Raw genomic sequence first — 25,080 nt, 5'->3', positions numbered from 1 at the left:
ATCAACTATCTTGAATTACTTACTCAGTCCGGTTGCTTCATAAATTTGAGCTAACTCTTCCTGAGTTAATTCACGACTTTCACCTTTTTCAAGATCACCAATTTGAACTGGTCCAATCTTGACGCGATGTAAGTTAAGTATCGTCAACCCAACATCACGGAACATACGACGAATCTGACGGTTAACCCCCTGAGTTAACACCATCTCAATTCGAGTATTCCCTTCATCTTGAGCAATAATTTTGCATTCAACAGGAGCAAGCTTATCACCTTCTTCCAGAATCATGCCTTTACGGAATTTTTCCAGAACCTGTTCAGGCACATTGCCACGAACACGTACTCGATAAACCTTATTCTGATGCCACTTCGGATGGGTAAGCCTGTAGGTTAAGTCACCATCATTTGTCAGCAGTAAAAGGCCGGTTGAGAAGAAATCAAGTCTACCAACAGGGAAGATTCGCTTTCCTTTAAATTCTTCAGGCAGAATATCCAGAACAGTAGGGCGCCCCTCTGGATCATTTGCCGTACAAACTGTCTGCACAGGTTTATGAAGAAGAACGTATAATGGCTCAACTTTTTCAGTATCAAAAACCACACGCTCACTATTTACTTCAAGTACATCTGAAGTAGGAGTAATCTTCAATCCCGGTTCTTCAACCTTTTCGCCATTAACAAAGACAACGCCCTGAGCAATTAAATCATCAGCTGCGCGACGAGAACAAATCCCCGCAAAGGCAAGAGCCTTATTGATACGCAACGGTTCATTTAAATTTGGTACACTTGGCTTAGCTGGTACAAATGGCTTTTTCTCAGGACGTGACGGACGATTCTCACGTGAGGAATCACCTTCGGTAGAATCCTTGCGTGGATGATGTTTTCTAAGAGGCTCATTTCCACCATTTTTTGTATGAGAAAAACGGCCAGAGCGATCATTACGATCACGGTTCTCAAAACGACGTTTTTCAGAATTACGTCTATCATCTCTCTCAGAAGATGAACGTCGGGAATTATTCTGACGATCACCACCACGATAATCGCGGTCACTACGACGGAAATTGTCACGCTCTTCATTACGTCGTTTTTCACCACGCTCACCAGGGCGTCCCTGATAACCACCGCGAGACGGACGACGAGCTGAGCCAGTCTGCTCATCACGTTCACTTCGATTCCAAGAATCATTACGTCCTTGACGATCACGGGAGTCGAAACGGTCACGGTTGTCACGGCTGCGGAAATCTTCTCTACGAGAATCACGCTGACGATCATTTCGTTCAACAGGACGTCCCTGATAACCTCCACGAGACGGGCGACGATCTGAACCAGTCTGTTCGCCACGTTCATTTCGGTTCCAAGAATCATTACGTCCTTGACGATCACGGGAGTCGAAACGGTCACGGTTGTCACGGCTGCGGAAATCCTCTCTACGAGAATCACGCTGACGATCTCCACCGCGGAAATCACGATCTGTGCGACGTGATTCAACGCGTTCTGAACGATCAAAGTCATTACGACGACGTTCATTCTGGTCTACAGGGCGGCCCTTATATTCACTACGGGAAGAACGGCGACCTGAGTCAGACTTTTCACCACGGTTACGAGAACCAAAATTCTCGCGGCTGTCTCTGTCTCCACGGCGCTCGTCTTTCCGATAAGATTTACCGGATGATGCACGACCGGGGAGGTCGTTATAGGTATTACGACGGCTTTCACCATCGCTGATAGGGCGTCCCTGGTACTTGCCGTTACTGTCAAAGTAAGAGCGTTCGGTACGCTTTTTAGGAGTTCGCTCATCGTTATTATGACGAGCTGCATTGTTACCTGATTGGTGACGTTCTGAACGATCACCAAAGCCAGTCCGACGTCCGCGTCGGTCTTCTGAAAACTTTTTATTTTGTTCTGACATAAATTATGGTCGTATAACTTTTGCAGCAACCTGCATGCTGGTTACGATATCCAGCATATTTGTAGTTTCGCCCACAGCTTTCTTATCCAGCATGGAAAAATGATCTAAACAAGTTCCACAAACCAGAATATCTACGCCAGCTGCTTCAAGGGCTTTCAATTCTTCCAAAACATGGCTATCCTCTGTCGCGAGGGTAACGGCACCATTTACCATTACAATACGCCACAAAGACTTGCCAAGTTCTGGCAACGTCGCTAAGAAGTTCTTCATCAACTTAGCACCAAGTTCATCATCACCTCTGCCGATAGTGGCAGAAGAAATGAAAACGCATATACTACTGTCTACCGAAACCAATTCGTCGTCTGTAAGAATCTCACAGGCATCAGCATCAGATGCGGTTGCAAGAATACGCCAACCGCCTTCAACTTGCTCAGATTTTGCGGAATATCCCTTAGAAGAAAGGAACCGCACCACATTATCTTTTGCTGCATCATTGTCTACCAAGACAGTAAAGACAGACGGAGCTTCTTGTTCAATCAATTTTTTGCACTGGATGACAGGCTGAGGACAGGACAGGGAAAGACAATTTAGTTCAATATTACTCATTGCGAGCCTCCTCTTACTAATAGATACGCAGACCCGCAAGTCGTCAAATCGAAAAAAACAATATAGTTTCAAAAAAACTATTGATCATCTTAATACAAGCCTTTCGTGGAGACCCCCAACTCATGGCAAAATTTAAAAGACTGCCTAAAAACAGCGGTAAACTTCTAAAACGTACTCTCAAATACTTTGCACCTTACAAAGCTTCCATCATCATCTCTATTATTGCAATGGCAGTTGTAGCCGCAACAACAGGTGCATCCGCGTACCTTATTAAGCCGGCACTTGATGATATTTTCATCAATAAGAACACTGATTATCTAATGATTATCCCTTTTGCATACTTTCTTCTAGTTCTCGCAAAAGGAGCAGGGCGTTACGGACAAAACTACTTTATGACCTATTGCGGCCTTAAGGTGCTTGAACGACTGCGTAACGAATTATTTGATAAAATCATCTGCCTCCCTCTTAAGTTTTACGAGGAACAACAAGTCGGCATGCTCATGTCACGTGTTGTTAACGACGTGGCAGAAATACGTGGTAGCCTTCCATCTGTAATTAAAGGAGTACGTCAACTCCTTACAATGATTGGCTTGTTGTTTGTTGTATTCTATCAAGATGCATACCTTGCCACTTGGGCAGTGCTTGTCTTACCACTTGCCTTATTCCCGTTCATTCATTTCGGCAGAAAACTTAGAAAACTCGGTAAGAAAAACCAGATCCTTATTTCCGCAATGACCATTTTCCTTCAGGAAAAATTCAGCGGTATCCGTGTTGTTAAAGCCTTTGCGAACGAAGAGGGCGAAAAATCAAACTTCCGTATTGAAAACAGCCGCATTGCCCAAATTGCTCTTAAGCAAACTATTGTCGGGCAAATGTCTTCACCTATTATGGAACTTATTGGTGCACTTGGTATCGGTCTCGTCATTTGGTACGGTGGATCTCAAGTTATTGCTGGTGAACAAACAGCAGGCACATTCTTCTCCTTTGTTGCAGCACTCGTTATGCTGTACGATCCAGTGAAAGAACTGACTTCTGCAAACAACTCACTCCAGAAAGCGCTTGCCGGTGCCGAGCGAGTTTTTGAAATCCTTGATTCTCCTGAGATCTTAGTAGAACAAGACGGCTCACAACAACTTGAAGGAGTACATGAAGTTTCCTTCGAAAATGTGACCTTTAGCTACGATGCAACAACTCAGCCAGCACTTAAAAATATCAATCTCACGATCAAAGAAGGGGAGAAAGTTGCTATTGTCGGACCAAGTGGTGCCGGTAAAACAACCTTCGTCAACCTTGTGCCGCGCTTCTACGAGCAACAAGAGGGTCGCGTTCTTATTAATGGTGTTGATTCCAGAAGCTTCACACTTAAATCATTACGCAAAAACGTTGCAATTGTTTCTCAGGATGCCTTCCTATTCGATACATCAATTGCAGACAACATCGCATATTCTTCAGACGGAAGTCCTAAAGAAGCCATTGAAAAAGCAGCAAAAGCGGCCTTTGCACACGATTTCATCACTGATTTCCCAGATGGCTACGACACAATTGTTGGTGAACGCGGTGTGCGCTTGTCCGGTGGACAAAAGCAGCGTCTTACCATTGCTCGTGCATTATTAAAGGATGCACCGTTACTTATTCTCGATGAAGCTACTAGTGCACTTGATTCTGAGTCAGAAAAAATTGTACAGCAAGCACTTGAAAACTTGATGAAAGACCGTACCAGCCTTGTAATCGCTCACCGTCTCTCTACCATTATCTCCGCAGATCGAATTCTGGTAATGAAGGACGGTGAAATTGTTGACGAGGGCACTCACGAGTCTTTGCTTGAGAATAGCCCGCTGTATCAGCGACTTTACTCCTTACAGTTCGAGAAGGAGCTCGTTTAGTGAAAATTCCGTTACCAATCCCCTTTATTTCTTCAACTATTTACCACCTATACAAAGTCTGGTGCAGAACATTACGTTTTGAAGAAGTAGGGCGTGAGAAACTGGATGAACTATGGGATGCTCACACCCCTATGGTTACTTGCCTCTGGCATGATGAACTTTTCCCACTTATGCATGCCCGGAGACAACTCGAAATCATCGCTGTTGTCAGTCAAAGCTCTGATGGCGAGCTGCTTGCTCAGGTCCTTGAGAAACTGGGACTGCTTACCAGCAGGGGGTCTAGTTCCCGTGGAGGCGTTAAGGCTCTGCTTAGAGTCGCCAGAACGATGAAAACTTCACGCCACCTTGGATGCATCACTGTAGATGGGCCAAGAGGGCCAAGACACAAAGCCAAAGAGGGCGCAGTATTCCTCGCCCACAGAAGCAACGCTAAGATCGTCCCAATCCGTATTGCTATGTCAAATTCATACGTATTCAAAAAAGCATGGGACAAATTTCAAGTGCCTTTACCGTTCTCAAAAGTAAAAATCATCTTTGGAGAACCATACGACCTCCCAGAAGGCGAGCTGAGCGAAGAATACCTTGAAAAGGAGCGTCAGCGTCTAGAAAACAAACTTAAAGAATTACTTTAAGGATAGCACGTGAATCCAATTTATTCAGCAATTTACAGCTTAGGTACAAAGATGACAGTCCACAGTTCCAAAGTGCTTGGATGCGCACTGGGAACTCTGATGTGGAACAGTATACCGAAACGAAGAAAGCTAGCTATAGAAGCCGTCCAAAAACATCTAGACGTTAGCTACGAAGAAGCAACAGTTATTGCTAAAAACAGTTTCATGCACAACTGCCGGTCTTTTTTAGAAATATTTCTTGTACCCAAAGTAAACCAAAAGTTTATCGAAGATCTCGTCATCCAAGCTCCTGAAAACGGTTTTTCTTTTTTTGTCGAGACAGAAAGGCCAATGGTTGCCACAACAGCTCACATGGGCGCCTGGGAAGTTCTTGCCGGACTTTTGGGAGAAATTGGCTCTGTATCAAACAAAGCACAACCATTAGTAGTTGTCCGTTCCAATAAAAACGAAAACATTAACGAACTCATTTTCAAACTTCGTGGCGGACGTGGTGCTGAAGTACTTTCGCATAGAAATGCAGTATTTAAGGTTATGAGATCGTTAAAAAAGAACGCTATCGCAGCATTTTTAGTAGATCACAACACCAAACGCAAAGAAGCAATTTTTACTGACTTCCTTGGTGAGACAGCCGCAGTCAATTCAGGCCCTGCGTTTTTAGCCTTACGCGGCAAAGCCCTTGTGGTACCGACCTTCCTTATTCGTAACGAGAAGGGGGGCTATACGTTCATTATTGAAGAACCTCTCGACACCACAAAACTTGAAGGAACCCGTGAAGAAAAGCTTCAGCAAATTACACGATTCTACACAGACGCAATTGAAAGAATTGTACGTAAGCACCCTGAGCAATGGTTCTGGATGCATAATCGATGGAAGACTCAGCCTAATACTGATGACTTCATACTTCCACGAAATGATCAAAAATAGGGCGTAACGACTATTCCTTCTCTAATTGATTATTCCGATCAATTAACCTCACCGGACTCATCAACGTCACATCAGATGAAACCACCGAGCATACCGACAAGAGGAAATCCTTGAATTGTTACTTCAAGGATTTCCTTTTTTCATCTGAAAAACAGTATAGGGCTACAGCCAGACACACCTTTTTTTAAACACTGTAGCCTTATCCCTCATTTTTCAAAAAAAAGCCTTAAAAGGGCATTCTGAAGCAAAACTCTAAAAAGACATTTATCGATTGTTTCACAATTATCCACAGAACAGTAACAATCTAGAATATCTTAGCATTTTAATATCAAAGTTAACATAATATACATTATGAGACATTAAATAAGGTGTAAAAATACACCTTCTCTCCTATTGAATTCTCCGTGCCTCTAAGCAAAAAATTGAAAACTTATCCTGTGCCTTTTAAGCCTTTCTTTTTTTGCTTTAAGCTCTTTATTCATCTTTTGGTCTAAAATCGATCTCCGTGCACATGAACTGATCTATCAGGACTTAACCAAATTCTTTTTCTTTTCAGAGTAAAAAAACACTCTTCAAAATGTCCCAGCTATTCTTTTTATGGAAATACCAAGTCGCAACGTGCAACTTAAACGATGCAAAGCAATCAAATATACTTTCTAAGAACTAAGCTAATCAGCTTCAATTTGCATCATCTGCTAAGCTAAGTTCGACTTCTCGACATAATTACCAAAACTATCTTTAGCTCCATTGCAAAGACTCACGTTTCGAACTTGTCTATTTCTAGTCACGTCCGACAAAACATCTCTCCACACAAGCGTCACTGTGAATTCTTAATCAAATAAAAAAAAACGGAAGCCAATTAAGGCTTCCGGTTCATTTTATCATTACCAACTAATCAATTGGCTCTTCTTTATTTTCCTTAGGAATCGCTCGACCAGATTCTTCAAGACGGGCTATGAACTTGTCTCTACATTCGTAGCTGCAAAAACGATGGATTGTTTCCCCATCACGGACACGAATGTCCTGATCAATTGAAACAAATGAGCCACAAACTGGATCTTTAACCATATCACCAGTCGCAAACTTTTTTTCCATATCTTTCTGTTTTTTTTCTGTTTTTTTCTTGCTGTCATTAGTAACAAGCTTAAAAAGCAGCCAACCACAAACTAAAAGAACTACCCATTTGATCACGCGAGCTCTCCCTTACGATAAATTATTGCCAGATCTGATCAGCGTCTACCTTGTACTCCAGCTTGCTGAGAACTTCTTCAAGCCCCCTGCCATCTGGAAACTGCAACTGCGGTGCAATCTCTTGTAACGGAACAAGCACAAATGCCCTTTCCGTCATTCGCGGATGCGGTACAATAAGGTCTTCCGATTCAATTACTTCATTGCCGAACAACAAAACGTCCAAATCAATTACACGCGGGCCGAAGCGTTCTTCACGCACCCTACCAAGCTTGCTTTCAATTTCCAGTAAGTTGTTCAAAAGGTCATGCGCAGTTACATACTCTGAACATGCGACAGAGACAACCTGATTTGCAAACCATGACTGATCTTTCTTGTCTTGCGGTTCGGTACGAAAAATTGAAGAACTTTTCAGCACTGAGACCCCTTCAAGAGAATCAATTTCAGCTATGGCATTTGCAAGGTTGGCATCCGTATCGCCCATGTTTGAGCCAAGGCAGATAAATGCAACTACAGGTTCTGAATACGAGATACCGCCTCCTCGAGACGCTCATCATTTACTGTAAGAGAGATACGGAAGTACCCTTCGCCTGGAGCACCAAAACCATTACCCGGAGTAAGAACTACGCCAGTCTCTTCCAGAACCTTAGTAACAAATTCAGATGAGGTGTATCCGTCTGGTACATGAGACCAAACGTAGAAAGTCGCATCTGGAATGTTGCACTTGATGCCAGCTTTATGCAGAGCATTAACAACGATATCACGGCGACCTCTGTACATGTCACGAAGACCTGCAACAAATGGCTCACCTTCACGCAGCGCGGTGATACCTGCAAGCTGAACAGCCTGGAAAATACCAGAGTCTACGTTTTCTTTAATTTTACCGAGACCACGAACAAGCTGCTCGTTACCACAAGCCATACCTACACGCCAACCGGTCATGTTGTATGGTTTGGACAAGGAGTTAAACTCGATCGCAACATCTTTACCACCTTCTACTTCAAGAATAGAAAGAGGTTTATTGTTATCGTCGTAGTAAATTTCAGTGTACGCTGCGTCTGCAACAATAATTACGTTATATGCTTTCGCAAGATCAATCAGCTTTCTGTAGAACGCTTCGTCTGCAGTAGCTGCAGTCGGGTTGTTCGGGTAGTTGATAAAGATAGCCTTGGCTTTTTCCCAAGTTGCTTCATCGATAGCATCAAGATCAGGAAGGAAGGAATTGTCTTCCAAAAGTGGTACGTACTGAACCTTACCACCAGCAAACTCAGTCGCAATGCCGTATACTGGGTAGTTAGGGGTACATACAAGGACAAGGTCGCCCGGGTTAACGAAAGCGAGCGGGAAGTGTGCAATACCTTCTTTAGAGCCAATAAGACTTACCACTTCGTTATCTGCATCAAGGTCAACATCAAAACGAGTTTTGTACCAGTCAGAAACAGCGGTACGAAACTCTTTCATGCCAATGTATGAAGGATACTGGTGGTTAGCCGCATCATCCAGCGCTTTGCGCATGGTATCAATAACAAACTGCGGTGTAGGTGTGTCCGGATCGCCAATTCCGAGACTAATAATATCAACACCACGAGCGGCTACTTCAGCCTTAACTTTATCGATCTGTGCAAACAGATACGGTGGCACTGCGGCCAAACGGTCAGCAAGCTTGAACTCTGCCATAGCTTTGCATTCTCCTTAAGGTATATATCCCATTACCGGTCGGGAAAAAAGAGCTCTGCCATAAGCTCTGTTCCTTACATAGTCGTATCAAATAGCTTTTACGCTTTTTGTGTCTATACCTTGAGAATGATTATCGGTCAACAAAGCAGTCAGTCAGAATTGCTCTGAGCCAGCTATTTATCACCCTACCTCAAGATTTAGACAACACGCGACTCTCTACTTAATATCTTGCAACTCAGCTACAAGTACAGTTAATTCAGATGCAAGCCGAGCAACATCTTCAACTGCAACGGAAGATTCATTCATTGCGGCTGCATTCTCGGTTGCCAGTTCGTTGATATGCGTAGCTGAAGCAGAAATTTGATCGCTTGCAGCTGATTGTTCGCCTGCCGCTGCTGCAATTTCCTGTACTCTGTCAGCAGTAGCATTTGCCATACTAACGATAGTATCAAGAACTGCTGCTGAGTCAGCTGAAAGCCTAGTATTCTCGTCAATTGCATCAGAAGCGGAGTCGGTAGAAGCAATTGATTTTTCGGCACTAATCTGAATAGCATCAACCGCTCTACTTACTTCTGTTGTTGCCTGCATAGTTTTCTCTGCAAGCTTACGGACTTCATCAGCAACAACCGCAAAGCCTCTACCGGCTTCACCAGCCCTTGCAGCCTCAATTGCAGCGTTTAACGCAAGTAAGTTTGTCTGATCAGCAATATCGTTAATAACACTAATGATGTCACCAATAGATTCAGCATGTCCACCCAGTTCATGCATATCACCTTTCAGTTCCAAGGCATGTTCGTGTACTTTGGTAATAACATCTCGAGACTGTTGAACCACTTCAACGCCCTGTGTTGCACTGCTTCGGGTAGATTCTGCCAACTCGGATGCCTCGTTAGCACTTCGAGCTACATCAACCACAGATGTGTTCATTTGCTCCATTGCAGCAGCTACATCTGTAGTGCCATTCTGCTGGGTGACAGAAAGCTTCAATGATCCATCGATTTGCGAAGAAATTTCAGAACAAGACGCAGTCAGTCTGTCTGTAATAACAGCAATTTTTTCTGCTGAATCCGCAATAAGCTCATGCTGAGCCACCAAGCTTTCTTCATGTTCTTTAAGCATTGTCATATCAATGTATAAACATAATCCACCAACACAGACTCTATCCATATTATAAAGCGGATACACGTTAGCAAGTACATGACGTTGCCCGCCCTTGTGTCCATTAATTGTCACTTCAAGATTCTTAAATACCTTTCCGCTTTTAATAGACTGGCCTACAGCGGTTTCGCGTGTTTTATCATTATAGAAAATTTCACCAAGAGTATTTCCATATTGAGATTCTGGAGAACCATCTATCTCAAGCATGTCCATACATTCCTGATTAGTGAATAATGCCTTTTCTTCTGCATCAACAAAAAGATATGGGACAGGCAGTCCTTTAATAACGCCTAAAAGAACGCCTTTCTCCCGCTTTAACTCTTCAATAAGATTTTTAATCAAAGAAAAATTGACATTTTGAGATGCAAAGTTTGGATACGGTGCATCAAAATTATCTTGTAAAATTTCAGAAAGATAATCTTGTAACTTTTTACTGTCTAAATCTACAGCTGAAGCTGCAAGATACGTCACAAAAAAAACAGCAAGTATCATTAACGAAGAAATAAGAAAATAAATTGGAATCGCACCAGTTGTTGCATACACAACAATACTAGATACAACTTGAATTAAAAGCCCACTTAGTGCGAGATATTGAATTTTTTTAGAACTCCACATACTATTTCTTCCTTACAAAAAATATTGCCGAAGGCACACGTTATTATTAAAAATGCTACCAATGCAAAGCAGCTGTTGCATATAACGTCATTTCTAAAATAGACAGTGCACACACTACTTGTTGCACCAACCTAGAGCACGCCATAATGTAAATACATATGGCGTAGTCTGAGTGGGTACGTGTTGCACACTTATCGGAGAATAGTGTAACATCTTTAATAACACAGCTTAAACTTATGACATTTTCACCCTTACAACGGAGAACGTATGCTGTTTCCTGTTGCCGGCATTGAAGTCCACCCGTTGGTTCCTCCTGCAGTAGCCTTTATTATTTCCTTCTTCACGTCCATGAGCGGACTTTCTGGGGCTTTTTTACTGCTGCCGTTTCAAATGTCAGTTCTAGGCTATACACCCCCTTCGGTAAGTGCAACAAATCAACTCTTCAATATTATTGCTATTCCAAGCGGGGTTCTACGCTATATGCGTGAAGGCCGAATGGTGTGGCCGCTAACGTGGGCCGTTGTTGCCGGCACCCTTCCCGGAGTTTTAATCGGAGCAATTATTCGTGTAACCTACCTGCCCAATACAGCAGATTTTAAACTTTTCGTCGGCGGAGTATTGCTTTACATCGGCGGACGACTCTTAAAATCAATCCTCACTGCCAGGCATTGTAAAGCAAATCTCGAAGCAGCTCCTCAGCTGCTTGGACAAACAAAGACTCTTGAATTTTCCCTCAAGCGTATTTCGTACTCTTTCCAAAACGAAACGTACTCCGCATCTACTCTCGGTATTTTTTTTCTTACCTTTGTGGTAGGAATCGTAGGTGGTATCTATGGAATAGGCGGCGGCGCAATTATCGCTCCATTCTTCATCACCTTTTTCGGCTTGCCGGTTTATACCGTCGCCGGCGCGTGCCTTATGGGTACATTTGTGACATCCATTGCTGGAGTCGGAATATATCAGCTACTTGCCTTCATTTATCCGACACAAGTAATTGCTCCAGATTACCTTTTAGGCATATTATTCGGAGTAGGCGGTGTTGGTGGGATGTATCTTGGCGCACTTTGCCAGAAATATGTTCCTGCAACTACACTCAAAATTCTTCTTACGATTTTTATCCTGTTTACAGCGGGTAAATATACTTTAGGATACTTCTTTTAATTACGGGCAAACATAATGAACACCCAGCCAAATGAACCTATTGCAGTCAGTCATCCATTTGTTGACAGCTACCTTCAATACCTTCTTGTAACTCGTGGGCTTTCTGAAAATACCCTTACTTCCTACGAAACAGACTTACGTAGTTTCCTGCTTTTCCTTGAAGAAAAGAGATATAATGTCGAAGATGTTACAGACCAATCCATCTTCCTTTACATCATGCACTTACGCAGAGGTGGACTAAATAGCCGTAGCCTTGCACGTCATCTCTCGGCGTTGCGTGGCTTTTTCCGATACTGTTTTGACGAAAGCTACCTCAACGCGAATCCTGTACAATATTTAGAAAATCCAAAACTTCCAAAGACCCTGCCAGACGTTTTATCTGTTGAAGAAGTTCAAGCAGTACTTGAACAACCGGATATAAAAAAGAAGCTGGGCTTCAGAGATCGAGCTATACTTGAACTACTGTATGCCTCCGGTCTGCGAGTGACAGAATGTGTTAAGTTAAAGCCAATTGATCTTGATTTGCAAAGTGGGCTGCTACGAGTACATGGTAAGGGATCAAAAGATAGGATTGTCCCGATGCACAACGCAGCTATGCAAATTTTACAGTTGTACATGCGTGACTGGAGACCACATTTTGCCCCCATTGAAGATTTTGTATTCCTTAACCGTTCCGGAAAGGGCTTAACTCGACAGGCCATATGGAAACTAGTGCAACGATATGTGCTGAAAGCTGAAGTGCATAAGAGTGTGTCACCACACACATTCAGACATTCCTTTGCAACGCATCTGCTGGATGGCGGCGCTGACCTGCGCACTGTTCAGCTTCTTCTAGGACACGCGGACATTTCTGCCACAGAAATTTACACCCATGTTCAAGCAGACCGACTCAGACAAATTCACAAGCAATTCCACCCTCGTTCAAGGATGTAAGCGTGAACTCTAATTCTAAGCCACTTATTCCGGCTCCCGTTCTTATTACAGGTCACGCTAATGCGGACTTTGATTGCCTTGCTGCAATTGTAGCCGCAAGCAAGCTGTACGACAATGCTGTTCTCGTTTTCCCAGGGTCGCAGGAAGCAAACTTACGCAACTTCTTTATTGAAAGCGCTACCTATCTCTTTAATTTTAAGGATGCTAAAGAGATTGACTTTTCCACTGTCAAAACGCTTGTAATCGTTGACACAAGACAACGCAGCCGTATTGACCACGTCGCTCCTGCGCTTGAAAACCCTGATCTGGAAATCCACCTATACGATCACCATCCAGACTCCGAAGACGACCTTCAGGCAACGTACTCCGTAGTCAAACCATGGGGTTCAGCTACCACAATCATTTCTCTGCTGATCAAAGAAAAAGGACTCTCAATTTCTCCAGAAGAAGCAACAATGCTTGGACTTGGCATCTATGAAGACACTGGCTCTTTCTCCTTCAACTCCATAACAGAGCATGACTTTGAAGCAGCCGGATGGCTGAGAAAAATGGGCATGGATGTCAACACGATTTCCGAACTGACAACCCGCGAACTCACCGTTGAGCAAATTTCTATTCTAAACAGCCTATTAGAATCAGCAACAACACATGACATCAACGGTATCCCCGTTGTTATTGCTGAAACTTCTGTCTCTCACTATGTGCGAGACTTTGCCTTACTTGCTCATAAGATGATCGACATGCAGGAAGTAAAAGTGCTCTTTGCCTTATGCCGCATGAGTGATCGAGTGCAAGTTGTTGCCAGAAGCAAAATACATTCTGTAAACGTTGGTCAAATATGCCAGTCTCTGGGCGGTGGTGGTCACAACTTTGCCGCATCAGCCTCGGTAAAAAACAAACCATTATCTGAAGTAAAGGATGAACTTTTCGGACTGCTGTATTCTTCCATCCATTACGAAAAAACCGTTCGCGAACACATGACGGCTCCTGCTATTTTCGAATATGAAACTGTACCGATGTGCAAAGCAGAATCCATCATGAATCGTTTCGGCCTCAAGGCCATCCCGCTACTGGAAAGCGAAGAAAATCAGGTTGTTTCCGGCTATCTTGAATACCAGACAGCTGTCCGCGCATGCTCTCATGGTCTGGGTAATGCTCCCGCAAGCATCTATATGCACAAAAAATTCGAGACGGTGGAACCTGATGATGACCTCTATCCTGTAATGGAAATTATCGTTGGAAAACGTCAACGATTAGTTCCGGTTGTTATGGACACCCGTCTTATGGGAGTTATTACCCGAACCGACCTCATCAATACGTTAGTCGAGGAACCGTCTCGTGTACCGGACAAACTTTTCGCGGACAAAACAAAGGAACGCAACGTACTCCCACTGTTGAAAGAACGTTTACCAAAGCACCACTTTGAACTGCTGACAATGGCTGGCGAACTGGGCAACAAACTTAATGTTGCTGTTTATGTAGTTGGCGGCTTTGTGCGTGACCTTCTACTCGGGCGTAAAAACCTTGATCTGGATCTGGTTGTTGAAGGTGACGGAATTGCGTTTGCCAAAAAACTTGCGCATAGGCTCGGTGGACGTGTCCGGCAACACACAAAATTCAAAACTGCTATCATTATATATACAAATGCTGCTGGAGAAGAAGAACGGCTCGATGTGGCTACCGCCCGTCTTGAATACTACGAACAGCCTGCATCCCTTCCTACGGTAGAGCTCTCCTCTATCAAAATGGACTTATATCGCAGGGACTTTACCATCAACGCATTGGCTATCCAGTTAAGCCATGACAAATTCGGTAAGCTCATCGACTTCTTTGGCGCCCAAAAAGATATTCGCGACAAACTGATTCGCGTCCTCCACTCATTAAGTTTTGTGGAAGACCCAACACGTATTTTACGCGCAATCAGATTTGAAACTCGCTTTGAATTTACCATTGGGCCACAGACTACGAAACTGATAAAGAACGCATTACAGTTGAAACTTGTTACCAAACTGAGCGGCTCACGTGTTCTTCACGAACTGCAGGCCATTTTCAACGAAGTAAGTCCATATCAGTCTCTCGCTAGAATGCAGGAATTTGGTGCTCTTGAGGCTATTCACCCTGCACTCACGTTGTCTCCAACTAAAAGTAAGATCCTTAAAGAGGTAGAAAAAGTCGTAGAATGGTACCGAATGCTGTACACCCAACCTTCTCCTGAACCTTGGGTTATCTACCTACTTGGTCTCACTTCAGCTTCAAAAGCTGAAGAAGTAGAAGAAGTTCTTGAACGGCTCCACTTCACGCCAAAGCAATATAATGACTTCATGTCATTACGAGAAACCGTAAAAACAGTTGCTAACACTCTCGGGAAAGTCCGCCCCGACGCATACAGCCATTTATACAACCTGCTTGTGTCCATTCCACTTGAAGGAGTATTATATATGATGGCACGAACAAAATCTGAAACGATTAAAAAGAATATTTCGCATTTCCTTGCATACCTGCGGACCACAACACTCGACATTACCGGTGCTGATTTGCAGCTGCTTGGCTTTGCACCTGGTCCTATATTCGGAGAAGTACTGCGCAAAACCCTTTGGGCTAAGTTAGATGAAAAGGTGAAGACAAGACAGGAACAGCTTGACTTTGCATACCGCATGCTGAAAGCTAGGCAATAATAGACAGTTAGCCTAAAAAACTATGATTCTATGCAGCGAACACAAGAATCTGTATGCTCTTTTTGCAACCTAAATCTTGCTCTTCCTGCGCATCCCGTGTAAATCGGCAAGGGATAATAATGATAGGATTGTACGGCGCACCTGACCATACGCAACGGAACCGGACAATTTTTACAGACTCATTCAGAAAGACATTAGGACATATCATGCAACATATGTGGGCGCCTTGGCGCATTGACTATATTCTAGGCCCCAAACCTGATACATGCGTATTTTGCATTCCTGACCATACTGACGAAGATGAAGAACGCCTCATCCTCTACAGAGGTAAAAAAAACTTCATCATCATGAATAAATATCCATATAACGTGGGGCACATCATGGTAATGCCGTATGAACATACAGACTGCATTACCAAGCTTACTACTGATGTGACGCATGAATTAATGGACTTGCTGCAACTATCCACCACCATTATTAGAGAAACATTTAACCCTTCTGGGATCAATATAGGTCTCAATCTTGGTACTTCCGCAGGTGCCGGAATTCGTGAACACCTTCATTATCATATTGTTCCACGATGGGAAGGTGATTCTTCATTCATGGCAACATGTTCTGATGTTCGGCTTATCTCTGAACACCTTCAGAGTACCTATGCTAAACTGAAACCAAAATTTGATTCCCTGCCGTAGGGCGTGTAATAAGGAGTAGTCTATGCGTTTTATTAAGGTTCTTTTGCTTGTTGTTGTATTTTTCCTCTGTATGGTTTTCTTCCAGCAGAACACAGCAGAACTTTCTCAAGCAATTACCCTGAAAGTTGATCTGCTGTACAAATCTTGGGAAACTATTCCACTCCCTATTTATTTCCTTATCTTGGGTGCTTTTGTTTTTGGCGCCTTTGCTGTTACCTTCTTCTTCCTGCTCGAACGCGTTCGTCTCGGTTCTGCAATCCGTAAAGCACGCAAGCAGATCAAAAAACTTGAAAAAGAAGTAAACGCTCTTCGCACTAACCCTCTTGATGAAAAAGCAAATCTGCCTGAGATTGAGCCTGAATCTGAAGGTACCCCGGAAAAAGCTACTGAGGCGTAAGCGCAACTTACGGAGGGCAGCCAATGTCCATGTTGAGTCGATTAATTCCTAGTAAGCGAAAAACTGTTCTTGCTACACTTGAAGCACCATATGGTGAACGAGATACCAAGGAAACTATTGCTGAACTGTCCCGAGCCGTTCGTAATGATCCCGATGCAGTAGAGATCTATATTGCCCTTGGCAACCTCTACCGCGCTCAAGGTGATATTGAACGCGCCGTGCAATTACGTAATAACTTGATTGCACGCCCCGGTCTTGATGAGGAATTCCGTGTTCGAGCTTTTCTCGAACTTGGTCACGATTACCGTCGTGGCGGCTTCATGGACAGAGCACTTCAATCCTTTGAACGCGCCCGAAAAATTGCCGGAGACTCTGAAGAAATTCTCCAGTCTCTTGCTGTATTATATGCAGAGGTAGGCAACTTCCTCGATGCATCCAAGCTGTATGGGAAACTCGGTCATAAAATTGGCCAGTCCCACTATATGGTTCGCCACGGTGAAGAACTTCTTTCACTCGGCAAAGAAAGCGATGCTAAAAAAGCATTCAACAAAGCACTACGTATCTACAAAGGCTCTGTTGAAGCATGGATTGCAACATTCGCACTTGCTGCACAAAAATGCGAACAACGCAAATGCCACTCTATCCTTAAAGACGGACTGGCAAGTATTACTCCAAGTATGCGCTTTTTAATGCTTGAGCATATTTACACGTCTCTTGAGAAATATGCTGAATCCTGCGGCGAAGACTTTGCAGCTAACTTATGCAAGATGGTCGTAGAGGTTCTCGACACGCAAGAACCTGATATTATCATCCAATACTATTGTGCACGTTTCCATATTTATGATGGAAACATTGAAGAGGCTAATGCATGGCTTGCTAAAACTATGGTGCTTAACCCAAACTTCTGGGCTGCCCGTTTGGAATTGCTTGAACTTGCTATGAATGAACAGCCTCTTTCACCTGTATTCAAAAATCAGCTGGGATTCTTTGTAAACCAGATTGGAAATGTTAAGCGTTTCGTATGCAGCCATTGCGGCATCAGACGCCTTGAAACATTCTACAGCTGCCCAAAATGCCGAAACTGGCATACTGCGGCGTTCAGAATTCATCTTCAGGACTAAAATTCTGGAAGCCGATTTATAATTTGTTTCAGAAAATGGCGTTGTCTCTGGGCAACGCCATTTTTTACCTTTATACATACAGGGAACAAGCCGGTATCTTACCGACTTGTAACGCAAAACAATTTGACACCCGAAATATATAATGACTGCAAACCGCCCTACTAAGCTGACCCCTATGATGGAGCAGTACCTTCAGATCAAGGACCAGTATCCACAATGTCTTCTATTCTACCGCATGGGAGACTTTTACGAACTCTTCTTTGAAGATGCTGAAGTTGCTGCGCGCGATCTTCAAATCACACTTACCAGCAGAAGTAGCTCTAATTCAGAATTTCGTATTCCAATGTGTGGTGTTCCCTACCATGCGGTAGAGACATACCTCCCTAAACTGCTCGCTAAAGGTCATAACGTTGCCATTTGTGAACAAGTTGAAGACCCACGCGAAGCAAAAGGGCTTGTTAAACGTGAAGTTAAGCGAATTCTGACTCCGGGTACCGTTGTTGAAGACGTCAACCTTGTGGCCAAGGGGCATAACTTTCTGGGTGCGCTTTGCTGGGATACAAAAAACAACAGCGGCGGCCTTGCTTGGGTAGATTACTCTACAGGTGACTGGTCTGGCATGCAGCTAAAGAAGCAAGCAGACTTATGGCAATGGGCACAAAAAATGAGCCCAAGAGAACTCATTATCCCTGAAGAACTTACCCCACCGCCATCTTTTGCTCTTACAAACACAATTATTCTGAAAAAGCCGGCAAAAGCATTCTTTGATCTTAAACGCAGCACAGAAAAAATTTTAGAATCACAAAATATTGTTGAACTCGGCGCCCTTGGATTAGAAAAAAGCAATGAATTAGTACGAGCTTGCGGAGCTCTTCTCACCTACTTGAAACTAACTCAGAAGGCAGAGCTCACACACCTTTCCAGATTCAAACCGCTGAACCTCTCAAAGCATCTTATCTTAGATGACATTACTGAACGCAACCTTGAGCTTTTCAAAACTCTGGACGGCAGAAAAGGTCTCGGTACCCTGTGGCAGGTTATGGATCACACCCTCACACCTATGGGGGGACGACTGCTTGCGGAACGCATGCGACACCCATGGCGAGACCTTACTCCGATCCTCGAAACACAAAATGCTGTTGAATACTTTTTCACCAACGATGCTCTCCGCAAGGATATCCGCTCCGCGCTGGACTTAGTGTACGACCTTGAGCGACTCAGTACACGCATTCAACTTAACCGTGCTGCCCCAAAAGATTTTGTTGCCCTGCGTCAAAGTATCAGTGCTCTTCCAACCGTACGGAGCATTCTGGAAAAAGTGCCTTCTGAAGCAGAGCAGTACACAACAATGGATGAAGAGCAGAAACTTACTCTTCCAGACTGGCTGACTAAGTTACTGAAGCACTGGGACGACCTTGCCGACTACTATGAATTGCTCGATAAAGCGTTTGTCGACAACCCGCCACCACTCATCACCGAAGGCGGCCTCTTCAAACACGGATTCCACAATGAACTGAATGAACTTATTGAATTAAGCGAACACGGGGAATCCAAGCTTGAAGAATTGCTTCAGGAAGAACAGGAAGCAACCGGCATTCAAAAAATGAAATTAAAGTACAACCGGGTATTTGGTTACTTCTTTGATGTGCCTAAAGGGTCTGTCGCGAATGTACCGGACTACTTTGTACGACGCCAAACCCTTGCAAACTCCGAACGCTATTCAACACCGAAGTTAAAAGAGTTGGAAGAGAAGCTTCTTGCTGCGACAGACAAACGCAAGAGCTTGGAGTACAAACTGTTCCAAAAAATGCGTGAAACCATGGCGGAAGCGCGCTCCCGTCTGCTGTTTATGGCTGACGTGCTGGCTGGACTGGACTACTGGCAAAGCCTCGCTGAAGCAGCTCGCAAGTGGAACTGGTCTCGCCCGTCACTACACAGCGAAACACATATTTCCATTAAAGATGGCCGTCATCCTGTTGTAGAAGCAGTTCAAGGAAGTTCTAATTTTATTCCTAACGACCTGCGCGTAGACAACAAACGAAAGCTGCTCCTTATCACCGGCCCGAACATGGCTGGTAAGTCTACAGTACTTCGACAGATGGCAATCATTTGTATACTTGCCCAGATGGGGTCATTCGTACCTGCTCGAGAAGCAACTATTGGCATTGCTGACAGAGTTTTCTCCCGAGTCGGAGCCTCTGACAACTTAGCGCAGGGTCAATCAACATTCATGGTCGAAATGATGGAGACCGCTCGTATCTTGCGTCAGGCTACAAAACGCAGTCTGATCATTCTTGACGAGATTGGACGCGGCACTTCAACATTTGATGGACTGTCTCTAGCCTGGGCTGTTGTGGAAGAGTTATGTAGAAAGTCTGAAGGAATCCGCACCCTGTTTGCGACCCACTATCACGAGTTAACCGCACTCGAGGGTAAAATTGCAGGCGTTCACAACATGAACATCGCTATTAAGGAATGGGGTGGAGAAATTGTCTTCCTGCGCAGACTGGTACCTGGCCCTTCTGACAGAAGCTACGGCATTGAAGTTGCTAACCTTGCAGGAGTACCTGCAAATGTTGTAAAAAGAGCAAAAGAGGTTCTTACATCACTTGAAAGTAATTCACAAAATTCAAATCAAGTGCAAGCTGCGGCGACTATGGCGAGCCTGCTTCCAGGAATACCGGAAGCTCCACCAAAAAACAAAGCAGCCAAAACTCCACCTGTTAATACTGAACCAATCGATCACCCTCTCGTGACCGCATTAAAAGACCTTGATACTGACAACATGACTCCGATGGATGCATTAAAACAACTTACAGAGTGGAAACTCTTGTGGGGAGAACGAAATGACGCCAACTAAGCGCCTTGTATGTATGATGGCTGCCTGTGTACTCTTAATTACAGCTGCAGGCTGCGGGTTCAAAAGTGACCCGAAACCAGCCAGTTCTGCTGACCTCTTTGAATTAAAAACCATTGAGACATCAGTTCAAAACCCTTGCATTAATGTTTCTGGCGACATTTCAGGCAACATAAGAAACGTAGACGGATTGCTCATTGAAGTGCAAAAAGCTGGAGAGCAAGCTGACTGCCCGGGTTGTCCTTTCAAGGCAGATGAAGAGTTCCTCTTCACACCAAGCGAACTTGGTTTAATCAGTAACAACGGTAAGTTTAATACAACAATCTGTCCTACTCAGATTTCAACACTGTACCGACTGAAAGTAACAGCCAAGAGCAAGTACTTTGGCATGCCTGATTCCACACGTGGAGAGTATTTCATCGAAATGCCGTAACTACTATGAGGGGTATTTGAGAAGTATCTTCTCCCTTTCCTCCTCCGTCCATATCTAAAATTTATGCTCCTCTGTTTCTACAGAGGAGCATTTTCTTTTGTCATTTTTGAACGTTGTACTTTTTTCTAATTGAGAATAAAACAACACTTGTTTATATAAGTTAACACACACCAAGTGGTGATTCCATTTATATGTCGAAACGACATCGAGAAAACTATGATTGATTTCCATACCTTTTTTACACGCGTTCAAGAAGCAACTTCAATAGCTACCCAGCACGATCTTGCTAAGGCTCTAGGAGTAAACCGATCTGCCATTACTCAAGCTAAGCGTAGAAACTCCGTACCTCAAAAGTGGGTTCTTGCATTATCACGCTCTTTTCAGCTCTCAGTTGATTGGCTTGAATTCGGATCCGGAAGACCGGAGGCGCAAATTGATCCTTCTCTGCTTGAGAGCACTGCAACATTCACTGTCCCAAAAGTGCTTGCACGCCTTTGTGCTGGTGACGGTTCTTTCGAAGTTGAAGCAACCCCCATTGAAGAACATATCTTCAAAGAATCCTGGTTAGCACAGAAAGGTACACCTTCAGCAATGGTGCTTATGGATGTCATCGGTGACAGTATGGAACCATTCATCTGTCAAGGCGATACAGTACTCGTTGATCAGTCACAAACAACCCTTCGTCCTGACGTTATTTATGCAGTTGGAATTGATGATTCTATTATGGTTAAACGCGTTGCGGCGGAACATGACAAGATAACTCTGTTAAGTGATAACCCTGCCTACTCTCCAATCACAGTCCAGGGAGACGAATTACTTTCCTTCCGCGTTATCGGCAGAGTTGTCTGGTCAGCACGAGACTACTAACTTACCAACGAGCCTAATAATAGCTCATTAAATTTGTTCAGATTGTGATATCACCTGCATGATGAATAGTTTCTTCCTTTGAAAACCATCAAATAGAAGGAGGAAATGAGTGCTACCACGCAAAGAAAGCGCTTCATATGAATGCGCTTTCCAGCACGTACAGCATGCAGGCTGTCACAACTCTAAAGCCAGTTCGACTGGCTTTTGTTTAACGACATATGTTAACTTTTATAAACAACGAGGTGATTATGCAAAAACGATTCTGCACTTGTGGTTTTGCTCTGTTGGTTGACTACGTGAAACATTCTGGACATTGGACTTATACCCTGCTTGATACAACAAAAAATAGTCCGCATATCGTCTGCCCTCACTGCCACAAACCACTGCACATCGATGCGCTACGCTAAAAAAATGAGTATCCAAGTCAAACAGCGCGAAATATCAGTGAAAAAGTTACGTTACTCAAGCAAAATGTAAGTGATGGACGCAAATTTTAAACAAAACAACCATTTCAAGTATTTAGATGTTCGAATATATACATAGTGCCTTTTCATACTATTTGGCTGCTAACTAACTCACGCCAAATATAAAAAAAATTAAATTTTCGCTTGACGGAAATCGAACACATAACTATACACGCTCTTGTTGCTGCTGCTGGGACGTGGCCAAGTTGGTAAGGCATCGGGTTTTGGTCCCGACACTCGCGGGTTCGAGTCCTGCCGTCCCAGCCAAACAACAATTTATCTTGAGCTGATCAAGACAAAAAAAGCCGCCGGTTTTCCGGCGGCTTTTTTTTGTTTTTGTAATGTTCTGAATAAACAAGGTTGCCTCTAAGACAAGCCAATTGCCTTTTGCCCAGTGGGCTGAATGAATAATTCCGTTGAGGGTTGGAATATAGTCCCCCCCTCAAAATAAGGTTAATTATTTATTTTCTGCCTCTAGCTCTTCATAACCGGTAACCATTGCCTTGATATGTGAAAACGGGTGATGTCCTGTTGTCGTCATGTAAACATGAACAACAAAGAAGACCAACATTGCAAAGGCACCAACAGTGTGCAGTATAGCTATCGTAGACAAATCAAACGCCCAACCGAATGTCGGCCAATCGTTGTACAGATAATACATAAAGCCCGTTATAATCTGAAACGGCACAAGCACGGATACAATGCCCAAATACGTAATGCGTTGAAGCGGGTTATGCTTTACTCTTTCAGACTTAGGAACAGGGTGTGGCTCACCTTTGAAAATTCCAGATACGTAATATTGAATTACCTCGAACATTTTAACAAAGGTCGGCACATAATGCCGCCACTCTCCAGTAGTAATTATCCAAAACACAATGAAAGCATACAGGACCAACCAAGTCCACGCGCAAAAATTATGAATTTCTACTGCAGAACCAAACCCAAATAACGTGAACGTTCCATGCACTTCAAATCCGGTTACAAGCAGAATAATGATTAATGTAGCTTGTGCCCAATGCCAGAAACGTTCGAAGCGTGTGTACAAATATAATTTTGTAGATGACATAACTACTCCTATTGCTCTTTGGGCTTGCTAATTATGCGCATTACACCATGAACAACTACACCGATTAGTGCGGCAATTACTGCGAACCAACCAATGAAATCCACCACACCACTGCTATTTCGTCCCGGCATGTAGAACCCGGCCAATTTTGTAAGTCGGCCGTTTCTCGCATGACAGGAGTCACACGCAAGTGTTTTCTCTTTTGGTGCAACCATGTGTGTAATTGGATAATGATATTCGGTTCCTACAAAGCCATATTCGCCGCTGTATGGAACATTTGCCGCTGCCATCCCTGCTTCCAAAGATTTGTTCCAGTCATATCCTTTCCAATATGCGCCCTTATCTTTACCAAACAAATGCGGGATAGCCATTGTCATATTGCCAGCATCGTACGGTTGTTTCCCACGGTGAACTTTAAACGGAGTGATACGCGAGTCTGGATCATTCATATCTCCCTCAACCGAATTCACTTTCACAACTTCATTTGGATCAATTTTATCTGTAACCAACAAATAATCCATCTTGCCGTTATACCAGAAGTACTCAGGCTGAACATTTTTTTCCCAGACAAAACTTCCCTTCTTCGTCATATAAGATGCCTTGTCATGAGGTCCCATTACTTTGTATGGCTTGCCATCCTTCTTTTTCCCCGCAGTTGACCAGTCCCAATACATTTTAGTCGGCTTCACACGTGCATACGCTGGAATATGACAGGCCTGACATGAAACCTTGTCTGTATGATCATTTGCTTTATGGCCAAGTGCATGTGGCGTTGCAGTATGACATGATTCACACGAAATACGTTTCACCAAATCATCCTCTAGAAGGCTGCGACGATCAGTAAAAGCCGGTTGTTTATATGTTCGTCCTGCGATGAAGTGTGCATCTGTGCTATGGCAGCGTTGACAAGTAAAGTTCGCACCTTCTGCATTCATATGAACATCAAGATCACGACTTGGATTGAATAGTGAGGAATCAAGATCTCCGTGCTTAACGCCATCTCCGCCACCGCCGAAGAAATGACATGCACCGCAGTTAGCTCGGGTCGGACGTCCGACAGATGCGGCGATTACAGTATAGTTTGGAGGTTGAAATGTTTTTTTACCAAACTTTGTAGTTTTGGTTACGGGGTACCCCGCCTTTGTCGGAAATTTTTTGTAGGTTCCGGTAGTATCATGACAAACAAGACAATCTACGGATTCCTCTTTACTAAGGTCAAAGCTGCCGTCCTTCCAGCCGTATCCAGCATGGCACGAAGTACATCGAGGTTCGTTGGAATGAATAGAAATACAGAAGTTATTGAGGGTTAACCCATTTTTACCCATAAGTTTCTCACTGTCCGCAGGGTCTGTCCAAGCCCAGTGAATTGTCTTATGTATTTGGCGAGATGCCTCGTTATGGCATGTGAGACAAGCCTTTGTTACGTCTTCGGGTGATAAAAATTCCTGCTGCAACACAGCATGACGGCTATGATCAGTCGTAACCCACCGCTTTGCAGGCATCGAAACCTTACGCGCTTGCTCTGCACCATAAGTTTTCTCCGGAATCATTGTTAACTGGTTGGCAAACGAAAAACTGTAATACCCAATAGACAACATACAACCTGAAACTAATACTAGGAAAAGTCGCGAAAAAAACGTGTTACCCCTAGTTAGCATATCAACCTCCGTCAGCTCACCAATGGGAGGATAAAATTAGTACCATGCCCATAACCAACGCTGGCACAGCAGCATAGAAAAACTTGAAGAACTCCTTTTACACAGTCAAAAGCACATTGAGTAAGTAACTTGTTTTAGCTAGACTCCTTCTTAACTCACAATAGTGCTTTT

At 43.7% G+C, this 25,080-nt stretch carries 20 protein-coding genes and 1 tRNA gene; 13 read left to right on the top strand and 8 right to left on the bottom strand.

The features are described from left to right. Positions 1-15: 15 nt before the first annotated feature. Together BUR09_RS16520 and yedF are read right to left on the bottom strand one after the other, a co-directional pair. The gene (locus BUR09_RS16520; protein WP_084539312.1) at positions 16-1,902 is read right to left on the bottom strand and encodes a pseudouridine synthase; all 1,887 of its coding nucleotides are present in this window, start codon (positions 1,900-1,902) and stop codon (positions 16-18) included. A 3-nt stretch (positions 1,903-1,905) separates the two neighbouring features. Next, positions 1,906-2,508: a sulfurtransferase-like selenium metabolism protein YedF gene (gene yedF / locus BUR09_RS03700; RefSeq protein ID WP_074215583.1), complete on the bottom strand. Its 603-nt coding sequence runs from the start codon at positions 2,506-2,508 to the stop codon at positions 1,906-1,908. A 122-nt stretch (positions 2,509-2,630) separates the two neighbouring features. Between yedF and BUR09_RS03695 the strand changes: the two genes are divergently transcribed. From BUR09_RS03695 to BUR09_RS16800, 3 genes are read left to right on the top strand one after another with little or no spacing between them, the layout of a single operon-like run. Beyond that, positions 2,631-4,391: an ABC transporter ATP-binding protein gene (locus BUR09_RS03695; RefSeq protein WP_074215582.1), complete on the top strand. Its 1,761-nt coding sequence runs from the start codon at positions 2,631-2,633 to the stop codon at positions 4,389-4,391. Beyond that, complete coding sequence (locus BUR09_RS16805) at positions 4,391-5,023, top strand: lysophospholipid acyltransferase family protein (RefSeq protein WP_084539311.1); 633 nt, start codon at positions 4,391-4,393, stop codon at positions 5,021-5,023. The genes BUR09_RS03695 and BUR09_RS16805 overlap by 1 nt, the downstream gene beginning before the upstream one ends. A gap of 9 nt (positions 5,024-5,032) precedes the next feature. Continuing rightward, positions 5,033-5,947 carry a lysophospholipid acyltransferase family protein gene (locus BUR09_RS16800; RefSeq protein WP_074215581.1) on the top strand — a complete coding sequence of 305 codons (915 nt, stop codon included), beginning with the start codon at positions 5,033-5,035 and terminating at the stop codon, positions 5,945-5,947. Between the two features lie 891 nt (positions 5,948-6,838). Here BUR09_RS16800 and BUR09_RS03680 read toward each other — a convergent pair. The 4 genes from BUR09_RS03680 to BUR09_RS03665 form a co-directional block, all read right to left on the bottom strand. Further along, positions 6,839-7,138 carry a transcriptional regulator gene (locus BUR09_RS03680; RefSeq protein ID WP_074215580.1) on the bottom strand — a complete coding sequence of 100 codons (300 nt, stop codon included), beginning with the start codon at positions 7,136-7,138 and terminating at the stop codon, positions 6,839-6,841. A 22-nt stretch (positions 7,139-7,160) separates the two neighbouring features. Further along, a complete protein-coding gene (gene folK, locus BUR09_RS03675; protein ID WP_074215579.1) occupies positions 7,161-7,637 on the bottom strand; it encodes a 2-amino-4-hydroxy-6-hydroxymethyldihydropteridine diphosphokinase in 477 nt (158 codons plus the stop codon). Positions 7,638-7,645: 8 nt separating this feature from the next. Continuing rightward, a complete protein-coding gene (locus tag BUR09_RS03670) occupies positions 7,646-8,812 on the bottom strand; it encodes an LL-diaminopimelate aminotransferase (RefSeq protein ID WP_074215578.1) in 1,167 nt (388 codons plus the stop codon). Positions 8,813-9,028: 216 nt separating this feature from the next. After that, entirely contained in the window at positions 9,029-10,585 is a 1,557-nt protein-coding gene (locus tag BUR09_RS03665; protein ID WP_074215577.1) for a methyl-accepting chemotaxis protein, read from the bottom strand. Positions 10,586-10,852: 267 nt separating this feature from the next. Between BUR09_RS03665 and BUR09_RS03660 the strand changes: the two genes are divergently transcribed. The 10 genes from BUR09_RS03660 to BUR09_RS03615 all read left to right on the top strand — a co-directional run bounded on the left by BUR09_RS03660 (position 10,853) and on the right by BUR09_RS03615 (position 22,452). Continuing rightward, the gene (locus BUR09_RS03660; RefSeq protein ID WP_074215576.1) at positions 10,853-11,746 is read left to right on the top strand and encodes a sulfite exporter TauE/SafE family protein; all 894 of its coding nucleotides are present in this window, start codon (positions 10,853-10,855) and stop codon (positions 11,744-11,746) included. A 15-nt stretch (positions 11,747-11,761) separates the two neighbouring features. Next, positions 11,762-12,679, top strand: a complete 918-nt coding sequence (gene xerD, locus BUR09_RS03655) for a site-specific tyrosine recombinase XerD (protein WP_074215575.1) — start codon at positions 11,762-11,764, stop codon at positions 12,677-12,679. 2 nt (positions 12,680-12,681) lie between these two features. After that, positions 12,682-15,354, top strand: coding sequence for a CBS domain-containing protein (locus BUR09_RS03650; protein WP_074215574.1), 2,673 nt, complete (start codon positions 12,682-12,684; stop codon positions 15,352-15,354). Between the two features lie 206 nt (positions 15,355-15,560). Then, the gene (locus BUR09_RS03645) at positions 15,561-16,046 is read left to right on the top strand and encodes an HIT family protein (protein ID WP_074215573.1); all 486 of its coding nucleotides are present in this window, start codon (positions 15,561-15,563) and stop codon (positions 16,044-16,046) included. A 22-nt stretch (positions 16,047-16,068) separates the two neighbouring features. Next, entirely contained in the window at positions 16,069-16,443 is a 375-nt protein-coding gene (locus BUR09_RS03640) for a LapA family protein (RefSeq protein WP_074215572.1), read from the top strand. 23 nt (positions 16,444-16,466) lie between these two features. After that, positions 16,467-17,564 carry a tetratricopeptide repeat protein gene (locus tag BUR09_RS03635; RefSeq protein WP_074215571.1) on the top strand — a complete coding sequence of 366 codons (1,098 nt, stop codon included), beginning with the start codon at positions 16,467-16,469 and terminating at the stop codon, positions 17,562-17,564. Positions 17,565-17,706: 142 nt separating this feature from the next. After that, the gene (gene mutS, locus BUR09_RS03630) at positions 17,707-20,424 is read left to right on the top strand and encodes a DNA mismatch repair protein MutS (RefSeq protein WP_074215570.1); all 2,718 of its coding nucleotides are present in this window, start codon (positions 17,707-17,709) and stop codon (positions 20,422-20,424) included. Beyond that, the gene (locus BUR09_RS03625) at positions 20,411-20,854 is read left to right on the top strand and encodes a hypothetical protein (protein WP_074215569.1); all 444 of its coding nucleotides are present in this window, start codon (positions 20,411-20,413) and stop codon (positions 20,852-20,854) included. The genes mutS and BUR09_RS03625 overlap by 14 nt, the downstream gene beginning before the upstream one ends. Before the next feature lie 216 nt (positions 20,855-21,070). After that, a complete protein-coding gene (locus tag BUR09_RS03620) occupies positions 21,071-21,721 on the top strand; it encodes a LexA family transcriptional regulator (protein ID WP_074215568.1) in 651 nt (216 codons plus the stop codon). A gap of 655 nt (positions 21,722-22,376) precedes the next feature. Then, positions 22,377-22,452: transfer RNA gene (locus BUR09_RS03615), tRNA-Gln, on the top strand. A gap of 190 nt (positions 22,453-22,642) precedes the next feature. On the opposite strand, the gene BUR09_RS03610 is transcribed toward BUR09_RS03615, so the two are convergent. Together BUR09_RS03610 and BUR09_RS03605 are read right to left on the bottom strand one after the other, a co-directional pair. Beyond that, positions 22,643-23,251 (bottom strand): cytochrome b/b6 domain-containing protein, encoded by a 609-nt coding sequence (locus BUR09_RS03610; protein WP_074215567.1) that lies wholly within the window; start codon positions 23,249-23,251, stop codon positions 22,643-22,645. Between the two features lie 8 nt (positions 23,252-23,259). Continuing rightward, positions 23,260-24,801, bottom strand: a complete 1,542-nt coding sequence (locus tag BUR09_RS03605; RefSeq protein WP_407645266.1) for a tetrathionate reductase family octaheme c-type cytochrome — start codon at positions 24,799-24,801, stop codon at positions 23,260-23,262. Between the last annotated feature and the right edge of the window lie 279 nt (positions 24,802-25,080).

Source organism: Halodesulfovibrio marinisediminis DSM 17456 (genome assembly GCF_900129975.1).
In the GTDB taxonomy this organism is placed as follows: Bacteria; Desulfobacterota; Desulfovibrionia; order Desulfovibrionales; family Desulfovibrionaceae; genus Halodesulfovibrio; species Halodesulfovibrio marinisediminis.
This window is presented reverse-complemented; position numbering and strand designations above follow the sequence as displayed.